Annotated in this window: 15 protein-coding genes; 5 read left to right on the forward strand and 10 right to left on the reverse strand. The window is 72.3% G+C overall.

Annotated elements, in window-relative coordinates; translation table 11 throughout:
• The 7 genes from VGX25_RS12375 to hrcA form a co-directional block, all read right to left on the reverse strand.
• On the reverse strand, positions 1 to 632 hold a 632-nt coding region (locus VGX25_RS12375), incomplete at its 3' end, for a CNNM domain-containing protein (RefSeq protein WP_326917818.1).
• Positions 633 to 646: 14 nt separating this feature from the next.
• Positions 647 to 1216 (reverse strand): rRNA maturation RNase YbeY, encoded by a 570-nt coding sequence (gene ybeY, locus VGX25_RS12380; RefSeq protein WP_326917819.1) that lies wholly within the window; start codon positions 1214 to 1216, stop codon positions 647 to 649.
• 10 nt (positions 1217 to 1226) lie between these two features.
• A complete protein-coding gene (locus tag VGX25_RS12385) occupies positions 1227 to 2315 on the reverse strand; it encodes a PhoH family protein (protein ID WP_326917820.1) in 1089 nt (362 codons plus the stop codon).
• 101 nt (positions 2316 to 2416) lie between these two features.
• The gene (locus VGX25_RS12390; protein ID WP_326917821.1) at positions 2417 to 2788 is read right to left on the reverse strand and encodes a histidine triad nucleotide-binding protein; all 372 of its coding nucleotides are present in this window, start codon (positions 2786 to 2788) and stop codon (positions 2417 to 2419) included.
• Positions 2789 to 3318: 530 nt separating this feature from the next.
• Positions 3319 to 4056 (reverse strand): 16S rRNA (uracil(1498)-N(3))-methyltransferase, encoded by a 738-nt coding sequence (locus VGX25_RS12395; RefSeq protein WP_326917822.1) that lies wholly within the window; start codon positions 4054 to 4056, stop codon positions 3319 to 3321.
• The gene (dnaJ, locus tag VGX25_RS12400; RefSeq protein WP_326917823.1) at positions 4053 to 5207 is read right to left on the reverse strand and encodes a molecular chaperone DnaJ; all 1155 of its coding nucleotides are present in this window, start codon (positions 5205 to 5207) and stop codon (positions 4053 to 4055) included. Before dnaJ ends, VGX25_RS12395 begins: the two co-directional genes overlap by 4 nt.
• Positions 5208 to 5292: 85 nt before the next feature.
• Positions 5293 to 6318, reverse strand: a complete 1026-nt coding sequence (hrcA, locus tag VGX25_RS12405; RefSeq protein WP_326917824.1) for a heat-inducible transcriptional repressor HrcA — start codon at positions 6316 to 6318, stop codon at positions 5293 to 5295.
• Positions 6319 to 6415: 97 nt separating this feature from the next.
• Between hrcA and VGX25_RS12410 the strand changes: the two genes are divergently transcribed.
• A complete protein-coding gene (locus VGX25_RS12410; protein ID WP_326917826.1) occupies positions 6416 to 7339 on the forward strand; it encodes a bile acid:sodium symporter family protein in 924 nt (307 codons plus the stop codon).
• On the opposite strand, the gene VGX25_RS12415 is transcribed toward VGX25_RS12410, so the two are convergent.
• On the reverse strand, positions 7279 to 8901 hold the full coding sequence (locus VGX25_RS12415; protein ID WP_326917833.1) for an ABC-F family ATP-binding cassette domain-containing protein: 1623 nt from the start codon (positions 8899 to 8901) through the stop codon (positions 7279 to 7281). The genes VGX25_RS12410 and VGX25_RS12415 overlap by 61 nt on opposite strands.
• A 68-nt stretch (positions 8902 to 8969) precedes the next feature.
• On the opposite strand from VGX25_RS12415, the gene VGX25_RS12420 reads away from it, so the two are divergent.
• The 3 genes from VGX25_RS12420 to VGX25_RS12430 all read left to right on the forward strand — a co-directional run bounded on the left by VGX25_RS12420 (position 8970) and on the right by VGX25_RS12430 (position 10948).
• Complete coding sequence (locus tag VGX25_RS12420) at positions 8970 to 9938, forward strand: NAD-dependent epimerase/dehydratase family protein (protein WP_326917827.1); 969 nt, start codon at positions 8970 to 8972, stop codon at positions 9936 to 9938.
• Positions 9939 to 10025: 87 nt separating this feature from the next.
• On the forward strand, positions 10026 to 10193 hold the full coding sequence (locus VGX25_RS12425; protein ID WP_326917828.1) for a hypothetical protein: 168 nt from the start codon (positions 10026 to 10028) through the stop codon (positions 10191 to 10193).
• Positions 10194 to 10201: 8 nt separating this feature from the next.
• Complete coding sequence (locus tag VGX25_RS12430; protein ID WP_326917829.1) at positions 10202 to 10948, forward strand: pyrimidine reductase family protein; 747 nt, start codon at positions 10202 to 10204, stop codon at positions 10946 to 10948.
• Here the strand turns inward: VGX25_RS12430 and VGX25_RS12435 are convergent.
• Positions 10923 to 12023, reverse strand: coding sequence for an ATP-dependent DNA ligase (locus tag VGX25_RS12435; protein WP_326917830.1), 1101 nt, complete (start codon positions 12021 to 12023; stop codon positions 10923 to 10925). The genes VGX25_RS12430 and VGX25_RS12435 overlap by 26 nt on opposite strands.
• A 57-nt stretch (positions 12024 to 12080) precedes the next feature.
• Between VGX25_RS12435 and VGX25_RS12440 the strand changes: the two genes are divergently transcribed.
• Positions 12081 to 13637, forward strand: coding sequence for an alpha/beta hydrolase (locus VGX25_RS12440; protein WP_326917831.1), 1557 nt, complete (start codon positions 12081 to 12083; stop codon positions 13635 to 13637).
• 42 nt (positions 13638 to 13679) lie between these two features.
• Here VGX25_RS12440 and VGX25_RS12445 read toward each other — a convergent pair.
• A partial coding sequence (locus VGX25_RS12445; protein ID WP_326917832.1) for a DUF6319 family protein occupies positions 13680 to 14004 on the reverse strand: 325 nt, incomplete at its 5' end.

The following is a 14004-nucleotide window of genomic DNA, read 5'->3' on the forward strand; positions in this document are numbered from 1 at the left end:
ATCTCGGTGCGCGGCACCATGACCTCGCGGGCGATCGTGCCGCGCAGCTCGAAAACCGAGTGGATCATCTCGCGCTCGTCGGCGTCGACCACCCCGCGTTCCTGAGCCATGTCGACGAGTTCGCGCAGCTCCACTTCGGAGGAGAACGGGCCCTCGCGGAAGCCGCGGCCGGGCGTGATCGCGTTACCGATCAGGATCAGCAGCCGGGACAGCGGGCCGAGCACCGAGCCGAGCGCCCGCACCGGACCGGCCGCGATCAGCCCCACCGAGTACGGGTGCTGCCGGCCTAGCGTGCGCGGGCCGACGCCGACCAGCACGTAGCTCACCACGATCATCCCCAGCGCGGCGGCCAGCCCGGCCCAGCCGGGGTCGATCAGGCGCAGGCACGCGACGGTCACCAGCACGGTGGCCGCCAGCTCGCAGCTCAACCGCAGCAGCAGCAACAGGTTGACGTACCGCGGCCGCTCGGACACCACGGCGAGCAGCTGGCGGGCGCCCGCCTGCCCGGACCGCACCATGCCCTCGACCCTGGCGCGGGACAACGCGGACAGCGCCGCGTCGGCACAGGCGAACAGGCCGGCGGCGAGCACAAGGATCACCGCGATGACCAACAACCCAGCCGACCCCGACATCGCGATCCCTCACCTCAGCCCGACGAGCCCTCGTCGGGCTCGGTTCGCCCACGGGGCTCGTTCAGCCCGACCGCGCCGAGCAGCCGGTCGTCCTCGCGGCGCTGCGCGGCCCGACGGCGCGCCTCGGCCCTCGCCTGGCTGAAGTCGGCGAGAATCCGCTTCTGCAGCGTGAACATCTCGCGCTCCTCGGCCGGCTCCGCGTGGTCGTAGCCGAGCAGGTGCAGCACGCCGTGCACGGTCAGCAGGTGCAGCTCCTCGAGCAGGCTGTGACCGGCCTGCCGGGCCTGCTCGCGGGCGAACGCCGGGCACAGCACGATGTCGCCGAGCAGGGCCGGGCCGACGTCCGCGGCGTCCGGGCGGCGCGCGGAGTCCAGCTCGTCCATGGGAAAGGCCATCACGTCGGTCGGGCCGGGCAGCTCCATCCACCGCTCGTGCAGGTCGGCCATCACGTCCAGCTCCACAAGCAGCACGGACAGCTCGGCCAGCTTGCTCACGCCCAGCCGGTCCAGCGCGAACCGGGCCGCGGCGGCGATGGAGGGCTCGTCGACCGCGACCCCCGACTCGTTGGCGATCTCGACACTCATGCGCGGCCCGTCATCGTCCCCGTCGCGCCTGGCCGACCGCGCCGCGCCGGCGCGGATCGCGCACCTCGCCCTTGGCGTCCTGGGCCGCCTGCCAGCGGTCGTAGGCGTCCACGATGTGCCCGACCAGCTTGTGCCGCACCACGTCGTGGCTGGTCAGCACCGAGAAGTGGACGTCGTCGACCCCATCGAGGATCTCCTGCACCACCCGCAGCCCGCTGACCGTGCCGCCGGGCAGGTCGACCTGGGTGATGTCCCCGGTCACCACGATCTTGGAGCCGAACCCCAACCGGGTCAGGAACATCTTCATCTGCTCCGGCGACGTGTTCTGCGCCTCGTCGAGAATGATGAACGCGTCGTTCAGCGTGCGACCGCGCATGTATGCCAGGGGGGCGACTTCGATGGTGCCGGCCTGCATGAGGCGGGGGATCGACTCGGGGTCGACCATGTCGTGCAGGGCGTCGTAGAGGGGGCGCAGGTACGGGTCGATCTTCTCGTAGAGGGTGCCGGGCAGGAAGCCGAGGCGTTCGCCCGCCTCGACGGCGGGGCGGGTGAGGATGATCCGGTTGACCTGCTTGGCCTGCAAGGCCTGCACGGCCTTGGCCATGGCGAGGTAGGTCTTGCCGGTGCCGGCCGGGCCGATGCAGAACACCACGGTGTGCGCGTCGATGGCGTCGACGTAGCGCTTCTGGTTGAGGGTCTTGGGACGGATGGTGCGGCCGCGGCGGGACAGGATGTCGAGGCTGAGCACCTCGGCCGGGGACTCGGTCGAGCCGGCGGAGAGCATGCTCACGGTCCTGCGGACCGCGTCGGGACCGAGGTGCTGGCCGCGGGTGGCCAGCACGACGAGCTCGGCGAAGACGCGCTCGGCGAACGCCACGTCGCTCGGCGAGCCGGACAGCGTGACCTCGTTGCCGCGCACATGGATGTCGGCGTCGAGCAGCTCCTCGGCGGCCTTGAGGTTCTCGTCGCGCGAGCCGAGCAGGGCGAGCACGGCGTCATCCGGCACGGCGAACCGGGACTGGGCTACGGACTCGACGGTCTTGGGCTCCGTTGGCGCACCAGAAGTACGGGCAAGATCGCCCTCTGTGGTACCCGTCACGTGCTCTCGGTCCTGCCTTCTGCGCGTGCGCGCCAACTCGACTCGGTGATGTCCCCATTGATGCTAGCCGGAGCGGCCGACGCCACGCATGGGACAAACCGTCAGCCGGTCCGGTACGGCCGGCCGAACAGCCCCAGCTGCTCCCCGCCAAGCACGTGCAGGTGCGCGTGGAACACCGTCCGCCCGGCGTCCGGGCCGGTGTTGAACACCATCCGGTACCCGGACTCGTCGATCCCCTCCTGCTTGGCCACCTCCACGCCCGCCAGCATCACCTCGGCCAGCAGCGCCGGATCCTCCGACGCCAGCACCGCGGCGTCCTCGTAGTGTTGCCGCGGCACGACGAGCACATGGATCTCCGCCTGGGCGTTGATGTCCCGGAACGCGTACGTCAACCCGGTCTCGTACACCGGCGTGGACGGGATGTCCCCAAGGACGATCTTGCAGAACAGGCAGTCGGCCTCTGTCGAAGACATGCGCGCAAGATTATCGGCAACCGCACGGGCCTCGGGTCCGGCCGGGCTCCGGCAGGCCAAGATCGCCCGGCAGACGCAGGGCTGCGGCACAGCCGGGCTACCGCAACGCGACACACGGCTGCACCAACGCACAACACGCCTCCCCGAAGGCGAGACACACCGGGCCAGGGACCGCGATCCCAGGCGTGTCCCGCACTCGGGTAGCCACTGGACGCGTTCGCGCAGGTGAGTCACGCCCCGGCGCCACCACACCGGGCAACCCGGCCGGCACCTGACTTTGCCGGCCCCGGGGGGTCCGGGGGGCGAAGCCCCACCGGCCGGGGCCTGGGGGCCGGGCCCCAGAAAACACCATCCGAGGAAAGGGGCCCGCGCTCTCCGCGGGCAGAGGCCGGGGACGAGGATGCCGCGTAGCGGTGAAGCCTGGGGGTCGCTCCACCGCCACGCGGCGCCGCCGGACCGAGGGGGGAGGTGTCCGGCGGAAGTCCTGTGTTACCCCTCGGTTGGGTCAAAGAGTAGACCGTGTTCCGCTCTTAGCGCCAGCGCCCTGTGAGAACTGCTAACGCACCGATAGCTACGGCGGCGGCGGTGGAGGCGCGCATGACCGATGGTCCGAGCCGGACTACCTGCGCACCCGCGGTTTTCAGCAGCTCGATCTCGTCGGGTGAGACGCCGCCCTCCGGGCCGACGATCATGAGCAGGTCGCCGCTATCCGGCCAGGTGAGGTCCGTCAGGGGGGTGGTCGCGGAGCTCTCGAGGAGCAGGGCGGCGGCGCTGGATGCGACCAGCTCGGCCAGGCCCATCGTGCCGACCGGCTCGGCCACCTCCGGGACCCAGGCGCGGCGGGCCTGCTTGGCGGCCTCCCGGGCGGTGCCGCGCCACCTGGCCAGGGCCTTGGCACCGCGCGGCCCGTCGTCCCACCGGGCGATCGACCGCGCCGCGCGCCACGGGATCACGGCGTCGGCGCCGGCCTCGGTGGCCAGCTCCACGGCCAGCTCGCCGCGGTCGCCCTTGATCAGGGCCTGGGCGACGACCAGCCGGGGCCGCGGCGGGGGCTCGGTCCAGCGGCGCAGCAGCCGAAGGTCCAGCACATCGCGGCCGGCGGACTCGACGACGCAGCGCGCAAGGGATCCCTTGCCGTCGCCCAGCATCAGCTCCTCGCCGGGAGTCAGCCGGCGGACCGTCGCGGCGTGGTGGCCTTCGGGACCGTCGAGCACGAAGCGGTCGCCGGAAGGCAGCGAGTCGACGAGGAAGACGGGGGCCGTGGTCACCGGCCGCGGGAGCGCAGCCTGGAGAAGATGCCGCCGCCGGCCCTGCCGTTCACGGTGGCCAGGGTGTGCTCCTCCTCGCCGCGCAGGCTGGCCAGCTCGCGGAGCAGCTCCGCCTGGCGGCCGTCCAGCTTGGCCGGGATCTCGACCTCGATGTGCACGTACAGGTCGCCGCGGCCGTCGAGGCGGCCGGACGAGCGCAGCCGGGGCAGGCCGTGGCCGGGCAGCAGCAGCTCGGTGCCCGGCTGGGTGCCCGGCTCCAGCTCCAGCTCGACCGGGCCGTCCAACGTCTCGAGGGGGATCACCGCGCCGAGGGCCGCGGTGGTCATCGGGATGCGCAGGGTGCAGTGCAGGTCGGCGCCGTTGCGCTCGAAGGTCGAGTGCGGGATCTCGACGACCTCGACGTACAGGTCGCCGGCCGGGCCGCCGCCGGGGCCGACCTCACCCTGGCCGGACAGCCGCACGCGCATGCCGTCGGCGACGCCGGGCGGGATCTTCGCGGTGATCGTCCGCCGGGCGCGCACCCGGCCGTCGCCGCCGCACTGCCGGCACGGGTCGGGGATGACCTCGCCGAGGCCGCGGCACACCGGGCAGGTGCGCGCGGTGACCACCTGGCCGAGGAAGGACCGCTGCACGGACTGGACCTCGCCCCGTCCGCCGCAGGTGTCGCAGGTCTGCGGCACCGTGCCGTCCGCGCAGCCGGAGCCGCGGCAGACGTCGCAGACCACGGCGGTGTCCACGGTCAGCTCGCGGCTGACGCCGGTGTTGCACTCCTCGAGGGTCAGCTCGATCCGGATCAGCGCGTCGGTGCCCGGCTGGACCCGGCTGCGCGGACCCCGCGCCGGACCGCCGCCGGTCGCGCCGAAGAAGGCGTCCATGATGTCGCCCAGCCCGAACCCGGCGAACGGGTCGCGCATGCTGCCGGCCCCGCCGCCGTTGGCCAGCGGGTCGCCGCCCATGTCGACGATCTTGCGCTTCTGCGGGTCGGAAAGGACCTCGTAGGCGGCGGTGACGTCGCGGAACCGCTGCTGCGCGTCGGCATCAGGGTTCACGTCCGGGTGCAGCTCGCGGGCCAGCCGGCGGTACGCGCGTTTGATCTCATCGGACGTCGCGTCCGGGCGCACCCCGAGGATGCCGTAGTAGTCCCTCGCCACCTTGTCCAGTCCTCCTGCCCCGGTGCCCTCGCGGCCTGGCGCTCCTCGGGGCTCCCTTTCGTACCTCGTGCTCGACGCCCTGGCGTTACCGCCCGGACAGGATCTCCCCGACGTAGTTCGCAACGGCTCGGACCGCCGCGATCGTTCCCGGGTAGTCCATTCTGGTCGGCCCGACCACGCCCATGCCGCCGAACAGCAGGTCGCGCGAGCCGTAGCCGACCGAAACCACAGACGTGCTGCGCAAGTCCTCGGCCTCGTTCTCCTCCCCGATCCGCACGGTGACCGTTCCGGGCACCCGAGCCGCGGCGAGCAGCTTGAGCACCACGACCTGCTCCTCGAGCGCCTCGAGGATCTGCCGCAGCGAGCCGGGGAAGTCGGCGGCGTTGCGGGTGAGGTTGGCCGTGCCGCCGAGCACGAGGCGCTCCTCCGGATGCTCGACGAGCGACTCGACCAGGACCGTGGACAGCCGGGTCATTGCGTCGCGCAGCTCGGACGGCGACTCGTCGAGCAGCTCGCTCACCTTGGCCGCGGCCTCGGTGAGCCGGTGGCCGGCCAGGGTGGAGTTGAGCATGGTGCGCAGCCGCCCGACGTCGTCGTCGGTGATCACGTCGCCGAGCTCGATCATCCGCTGGTCCACCCGGCCCGTGTCGGTGATCAACACCAGCATGACCCGGGCCGGGGTGATCTTCACCAGCTCCAGGTGCCGGACCGTGGACCTGGTCAGCGTCGGGTACTGGACCACGGCGACCTGCCGGGTGAGCTGGGCCAGCAGCCGCACGCTGCGCCGGAGCACGTCGTCGAGGTCGATGGCGCCGGCGAGGAAGGAGTGGATCGCGCGCCGCTCGGCCACCGACAGCGGCTTGACCTCGGCCAGCCGGTCGACGAACAGCCGGTAGCCCTTGTCGGTCGGGATGCGGCCGGCGCTGGTGTGCGGCTGGGTGATGTAACCGTCCTCCTCGAGCGAGGCCATGTCGTTGCGGATCGTGGCGCTGGAGACGCCGAGGTTGTGCCGGTCGACGATGGCCTTGGACGCCACGGGCTCGTGGTTGGACACGTATTCGGCGACGATCGCACGCAGCACCTCGAAACGACGCTCATCCGTGCTCGCCACGCGTCACCTCCTCAGCGTACGGTCCACCTCACCTCAAGTTTACGGAGCGATCCGTGAGAACGGCTGGTACCTGGTTGCACAGCATGTTGGAGCCGCCATGACGTCGTCGGTCGTGACCACGGTCTTCCTTCCGATCACGGTCGCCGTGATCATGCTCGGGCTCGGGCTTTCGCTGACCGTCGGCGACTTCACCAGGGTGGCGCGCCAACCGCGGGCCGCGGTGATCGCGCTGGCCTGCCAGGTCCTGGTGCTGCCGGCGCTGTGCCTCGGTCTGGTGCTGCTGTTCGACCTCGCGCCGCTGCTGGCCGTGGGCATGATGCTGCTGGCCGCGTCGCCCGGCGGCACGACCGCGAACATCTTCAGCCACCTGGCCCGAGGGGACGTGGCGCTGAACATCAGCCTGACGGCGATCAACTCGGTGCTGGCGGTGGTGACCCTGCCGATCGTGGTGAACCTGGCGCTGGCTGTTTTCCTGGACGACGGCGGCAGCGCCGATCAAGCGATCGGGCTGCAGCCGGCGAAGATGGCCCAGGTGGTGGCCATCGTGCTGGTGCCGGTGGCGATCGGGATGTGGATCAGGGCCCGGTACGCCGGGTTCGCAGAGCGGATGCGCCGACCGGTGCGGGCGGCCTCGATCGTGGTGCTGGTCGCCGTGATCGGGGTGGCGATGTTCCAGGAGCGGGCGAACATCGGCGGCTTCCTCGAGCAGGTCGGCGTCGTGGCGCTGCTGCTGAGCGTGCTGAGCCTGGCGATCGGCTACGCGGTGCCGCGGCTGTCCCGGGTCAGCCACCGGCAGGCGATCGCGTCGTCGTTCGAGATCGGCATCCACAACGCCACCCTGGCGATCACGATCGCGCTGAGCCCCGCGCTGCTGAACAACTCCACGATGGCGATCCCGGCCGCGGTGTACGGCGTGGTGATGTTCCTCCCGGCCGGCGCGCTGTGCTGGTACTTCGCCCGCTACCGCGCCCGCGAGACCCTGGTCTCGTCCCAGACCGGAGTGTCCACTTCGGACACGTGACCGTCGGAGCGGAACACCAGGTAGCGGTCGAACGAGCGGGCGAACCAGCGGTCGTGGGTCACCGCGACGACCGTGCCCGCGTAGCCCTCCAGCGCGTCCTGGAGCGCCTCGGCAGAGGTCAGGTCCAGGTTGTCGGTGGGCTCGTCGAGCAGCAGCAGGGTGGCGCCGGACAGCTCGAGGAGCAGGATCTGGAACCGCGCCTGCTGCCCGCCGGACAGCGTCTCGAACCGCTGCTCGCGGCATCCGGCGAGGCCGTACCGGGACAGCGCCGCCGACGCGGTGCCCTGGTCCATCCCGGATCGGGTGCCGTCGCCGTGCCAGAGGATGTCCAGCAGCGTCCGGCCCGCCCACTCGGGATGCCGGTGGGTCTGGGCGAACAGGCTGGGCGCCACCCTGGCGCCCAGCTTCCACCGGCCGGTGTGCGCGACGTCGTCGCCGGCGAGCAGGCGCAGGAAGTGGCTCTTGCCGGAGCCGTTGGAGCCCAGCACGACCACACGGTCGCCGTAGAACACCTCGAGATCGAACGGCTCCATCAGGCCGGTCAGCTCGAGCCGCTCGCAGATGATCGCGCGGACGCCGGTGCGCCCGCCGCGCAGCCGCGGCTTGACCCGTTCCTGGCGCGGCGGCAACGGAGGCGTGCCGGCCTCTTCGAACTTGCGCAGCCGGGTCTGGGCGGCCTTGTACTTCGGGGCCATCGACTCGTGGTACTTCGCGAGTTGACCGAGCCACCGGACCAACTCGACCAGCTTGTCGTGCTCCTCGTCCCAGCGCAGCCGAACCTCGGCCATCCGCTCAAGGCGGGCCTCCCTGGCCGCGTGCCAGGTGCCGAACCCGCCGCCGTGCACCCAGGCCGTCTCCCCCTCGAGGGTGACCACGTGGGTGGCCACGGTGGCCAGCAGCTCCCGGTCGTGGCTGACCATCAGCACCGCCTTGGCCGACTCGGCGAGCCGCTCCTCCAGCCAGCGCTTGCCCGGCACGTCGAGGTAGTTGTCCGGCTCGTCGAGCAGCAGCACCTGGTCCTGGCCGCGCAGCAACGCCTCGAGCACCAGCCGCTTCTGCTCGCCGCCGGACAGCGTGTGCACCGGCCGGAACCTGGCCCGGTCAAAGGGAATTCCGAGTGCGGCGACGGTCACCGTGTCCCACAGGACCTCGGCGTCGTAGCCGCCGGCCTCGCCCAAGTCCTGCAGTGCGTGGGCGTATCGGAGCTGGGTGGGTTCGTCGTCGGTCTCCATGAGCGCGAGCTCCGCGGCGTCCAGCTCGGCCGCGGCCGCGCGCAGGGCCGGGTGCGCCACGGCGAGCAGCAGGTCGCGCACGGTCGTGTCGGCATCCCGGACGGAGCCGACGAACTGCGGCATCACGCCGAGGCCGCCCCGCACCGACACCCCGCCGTCGCCGGGTGCCAGCTCACCGGCGAGGATGCGCAGCAGTGTGGTCTTGCCCACGCCGTTCGCGCCGACCAGCGCGACCACCTGGCCGGCGCCGACCCGGAAGGAGACGTCGCGGAACAGCCGGCGCCCGTCGTCGAGCCGGAACCCCAGACCGTTCGCCTCCAGAAAACCCATGGCTTGATAGTTCATTACCGCAACCTCGGACGGCGAACGGTTTTGCCCGATAAGGCAGAGTGAGAACCATGGCAACAGCGTTCGTCACCGGCGGCTCGGGGTTCATCGGCGGCCGGCTGATCATGCGCCTGGTCGAGGACGGGCACACGGTCCGCGCCCTTGCCCGCACGGAGGGCGCCGCGGCACGGGTCGCCGAGCTCGGCGCCGAGCCGCTGCCCGGAGACCTGTCCGACCTCGACGCGCTCGTCGCCGCCGCCGAGGGCGCCGATCTCGCCTTCCACGCCGCCGCGTGGACCGGCCCCGGCGGCACCATGGCCGAGTTCACCGCCACGAACGTGGACGGCACCCGCAACGTGATCGCCGCGTGCCGCAAGGCCGGCGTCCGCCGGCTGGTGCACGTCGGCACCGAGGCCGCGCTGATGGCCGGCCAACCGCTGGTCGACGTGACCGAGTCGGCCCCGTTACGCCCCGACTCCCCCGCGCCCTACCCGGCCACCAAGGCGCTGGCCGAGCAGCTCGTCCGCAGCGCGTCCACCGAGACCCTGGAGACCGTGGTGGTGCGGCCGCGGTTCGTCTGGGGCGCCGGCGACACCAGCGTGCTGCCGGAGCTGGTGGCCGCCGTGCGGGTCGGGCGGTTCGTCTGGATCGGCGGCGGCATGCACCTGACCGACACCACCCACGTGGACAACGCGGTGGAGGGCCTGGTGCTGGCCGCGGAGCGGGGCCAGCCGGGCGAGGCGTACTTCGTCACCGACGGTGAACCGGTGGTGTTCCGGGAGTTCGTCTCCGAGCTGCTGGACACCCAGGGCGTCCCGGCGCCGCGCCGGAGCCTGCCGCTCGGGGTGGCGCGGCTGCTGGCCGAGGCCGGGGAACGGGTCTGGAAGGTGCTGCGCCGGCCGGGCGCGCCGCCGCTGGACTACTTCACGCTGTGGGCGTCCGGTCTACAGTGCACGATCAACATCGACAAGGCGCGCACGGAGCTGGGCTACGTCCCGGTGCGCACCCGCGAGGAGGGATTCGCCGAACTGCGCGCCTAGCGAACCAGCGTGGCGGGGTGAGCCGATCTTGGCGCGGTGCGTAACCTGTTGCGGGGTGCGTTGAGCCGAGTTCGAAAGGGATGCCGGGTGACCGACACGCCGATCTACGACCAGATGCAGTGGGAGTTCCGAGCGCAGAACACCCCGAGCGATCAACCATCCCGGTCGGCCACCGGCGGCTCGCGCCGGCAGGACGGCAGCCGGCGCCCGGTCTCGGTGTGGGCGCTGGTCGACGAGCACCGCAGGCGATCCTGAGCCCGGCGTTGCGCAGGCTGCTGCCGGACCCTCAGGTCGAGCTGGACGGCGCCGAGCTCGAGCGGATCTACGACTATCCGGATTCGCTGACCGCGCCGTGGGTTCAGGTCAACTTCGTCAGCACCGCCGACGGGGCGTCCACTGTGGACGGTCGATCGTCCGGCATGTCCAGCCGGGGCGACAAGCGGATCTTCGCGCTCGGCCGGGACCTGGCCGACGTGATCATGGTGGGCGCCGGCACCGCGCACATCGAGGGGTACGGCGGGGTCAAGCGCACCGAGGTGCGCGCGGAGCGGCGGGCGCGGCACGGGCTGTCCGAGGTGCCGCCGATCGCGGTGGTCACCCGCCGCTGCTCGGTCGAGCCGGACTCGCCGCTGGTCGCCGACACCGCCGCGGCGCCGATCGTGCTGACCTGCTCGGCCGCGCCCGAGGAGCGCCGCGCGGCGCTCACCGACGCCGGCGCCGACGTGGTGGTGGCCGGCGACCACACCGTCGATCTGTCCAAGGCCCTCGCCGCGCTGGCCGAGCGCGGGCTGCTGCGGGTCAACTGCGAGGGCGGCCCGCACCTGTTCGGCGAGCTGATCGCCGAGAACCTGGTCGACCAGCTCTGCCTGACCGTCGCGCCGCTGCTGGTCAGCGGGGACGCCACCCGGATCGCCGTCGGGCTGCTGCCGTCCGCCGCCCCGGTGCCCCTCGAGCTCGCCTCGGTGCTCACCGAGGACGGTCACCTCATGCTTCGCTACCGCCGCCGGTGAGCTGCACCCGGCCGCCGGACAGCACATCCGCCAGGTTGAACCGCACCGGCTGCTCGAGCTGCTCGTAGGTGCACGAGCGCGGCTCGCGATCCGGGCGCCAGCGGACGAACTGCGCGGTGTGCCGGAACCGGGTGCCCTCCATGTAGTCGTAGCGCACCTCGAGCACGCGCTCCGGGCGCAGCGGCACGAACGACATGTCCTTGCCGGCGTTCCACCGGTTGCCCTCCCACTGCCGCGACGTGCCCGCGTCGCCGAACTCCCGCGCCCAGTTCCACGGGTGGTCGGCGAGATCGGTGACCAGTGGTTGGAGCTCCTCGAACAGCTCCTTGCGCTGCGCCATCGGAAGGGCGCCGACCACGCCGACCGAGGCGAGCTTGCCCTCGTCGGTGTAGAGCCCGAGCATCAGCGAGCCGATCAGCCCCGGGCCCTTCTTGTGCACCCGGTAGCCGGCCACCACGCAGTCCGCGGTGCGCTCGTGCTTGACCTTGGCCAGCACCCGCTTGTCCGGCTCGTAGATCCCGTCCAGCGGCTTGGCGATCAGCCCGTCGAGGCCGGCGCCCTCGAAGATCTCGAACCACTGCCGGGCCACCTCGATGTCCCGGGTCGCCGGGGTCACGTGGACCGGCGGCTCGACGTCTTTGAGCGCCTCCTCCAGCGCGGCGCGGCGCTCGGCGAACGGTCGCTGCATCAGGTCGGTGTCGTCGATGGCGAGCAGGTCGAACGCGATGAACATGGCCGGGGTCTTCTCGGCGAGCATGTTCACCCGGGACGCGGCCGGGTGGATGCGCTGGGACAGCAGGTTGAAGTCGAGGCGCCCGGTCTCCGGGTTGGCCAGGATGATCTCGCCGTCCACCACGCTGCGCGGCGGCAGGTTCGCCTTGACCGCGGTGACCACGTCGGGGAAGTAACGGGTCATCGGCCGCTCGTTGCGGCTGCCGATCTCGACCTCGTCGCCGTCCCGGAAGATGATCGATCGGAAGCCGTCCCACTTGGGCTCGTAGAGCCGGTCCGGCGGGATCGCGCCGACCGGCTTGGCCAGCATGGGCAGGACGGGTGGCATCACGGGTAGCTGCACACGGGTCATTGTGCCTGCTAACCGCAACCTCACCTCGGAGCTGCGACGCTGCACACGATGAGACGCCGAGGCATGTCACTGCTCGCCGCCTCGGTCGCCGCCGTCGGCCTGCTCGCCGGCTGCACGGCCGGCCCGTCGGACCGCCCGGAGATCGTCGTCAACGACGGACCCGGCGGATCCCCCGGCACCCCGGGCGACGCGCCGACCCCGGCGGTGCCGCCGCTCGAGGAGCCGCAGCGGGCGAGCATCCGGTGGAACACGTGCCCGGACAACGTTCTCGCCCGCATTGAGCAACCGCCGCTGCCGGCCGGGCTCGGCGTCCAGTGCGGCCGGGTACGGTCCACGATGGACTCGCCGTACGCGCCCGGCCGGGGCTTCATCAACGTACAGGTGCTCAAGGTCGGGACCGGGCCGATCCCGCTGGTCGTGGTCAACGACGTCGGCGGGCAGCCGGGCATGGTCTACGCCGCCCGGCTGGCCACGACCCTCCCGCGCGACTTCTTCCAGCGGTTCTCCCTGGTCGGCGTGGACCGGCGGGGCACGGGCAACACCGAGCCGCCGGACTGCGTGCCACCGGAGATCCGCGTGGAGATCGTCGGCACCGACCCGACCGGCACCGACGCCGACGACTGGCTCGACCCGGCCAAGACCGCCGGACAGCAGTGCCAGATCGAGCTGGAGAGCAAGCTGCCCGCGCTGGACACCTGGCGCACCGCCGTCGACCTCGACACGCTGCGGCAGGCACTCGGCCTGCCGCGGCTGCACGCCATCGGGCACGGCGAGGGATCGCGGGTGCTGACCGTGTACGCCGACCGGTTCCCCGACCGGGTCGGCCGGTTCGTGTTGGACGGGCTGCCCGACGCCGCGCAGGACGCGGTGATCGGCCTCGAGGACGTCGCCGCCGGCGCGCAGGCCACCTGGCAGGCCTTCGCCGAGGACTGCGTGAACCGCGGCTGCGAGCTGGGCGCCGACCCGCACCAGGCGCTCCCGGCACTGCTCACGCAGCTGCGCGCGCAGCCGCTGAGCGCGCCCAACGGCATCCGGGTGGGGCCGGGGGTCGCGGTGCGCGCGGTGCTGGTCGGGCTGGCCGACCGGCGCGCCTGGCCCGCCCTGTCCGCGGCCATCGACGCCGCGCGGCGCGGTGCCGGCGGCGGCCTCGGCGCGCTGATCGCACCGGTCGTGCTCGGCACCGACGGGCAGTCGCCCACGTTCGACAACGAGCTGGTGGTCGGCTGCAACGACACCAGGACCCGGCTGACCGTCGAGCAGCTCAACGGCATCGCGCGCGACTGGACCTCCAAGTACCCCCTGTTCGGCACCGTGATCGCGCATCGCCTCGCGCTGTGCGGGGTATGGCCGGTGCCGTCCACCCCGGTGCCGACGCCGACGGCGAAGGGCGCTCCCCCGATCGTCGTGCTCGGCACAGCCAGCGACCCGGTCACGCCGCTACCGGGCACCGAGCGGGCGGCCGGCCAGCTGGACAACGCCGTGGTAGTCACCTGGCAGGGCGGCGGGCACGGCGCGCTTGGCTACTCCTCCTGCGCCACCGACGCCGCCAGGGCGTTCCTCATCGACGGCACCGTCCCCCGGCACGGCACCGCCTGTCCCCCGTGACGGTGTCGTGAGTCTTTGTGGTGCTATACGCCCACAACAGACTCACGACAGGTCTTTGAGCGCGCGTTGGGCGCGCTCCAGCTCGGCCTGTAGCGCCGCGACCCGCTCCTGCTGCTGCCGCCTCGCCGACTCCAGCGCCCGGTCGACCGCCTCGGCGACGTCGGCCGGCAGCGACTTGGCCGCCTTGGCGATGTCGGCGGGCGGCACGGGCGTGGGTCGCACCGTGCGCTTCTTGCCGACCGCCACCTCGACGGTCCACTCACCGGCGGGGTTGGAGTGCAGCGTCACCGTGACCTCGGCCGCCGGGCGCGGGCCGGCGCCGGACTTGGCCGTGCGGCGCGGGGTTGCCGGTGTGGCGGCGGTGGAC

It is taken from the genome of Actinophytocola sp. (assembly GCF_035942955.1).
GTDB lineage: Bacteria > Actinomycetota > Actinomycetes > Mycobacteriales > Pseudonocardiaceae > DASYTH01.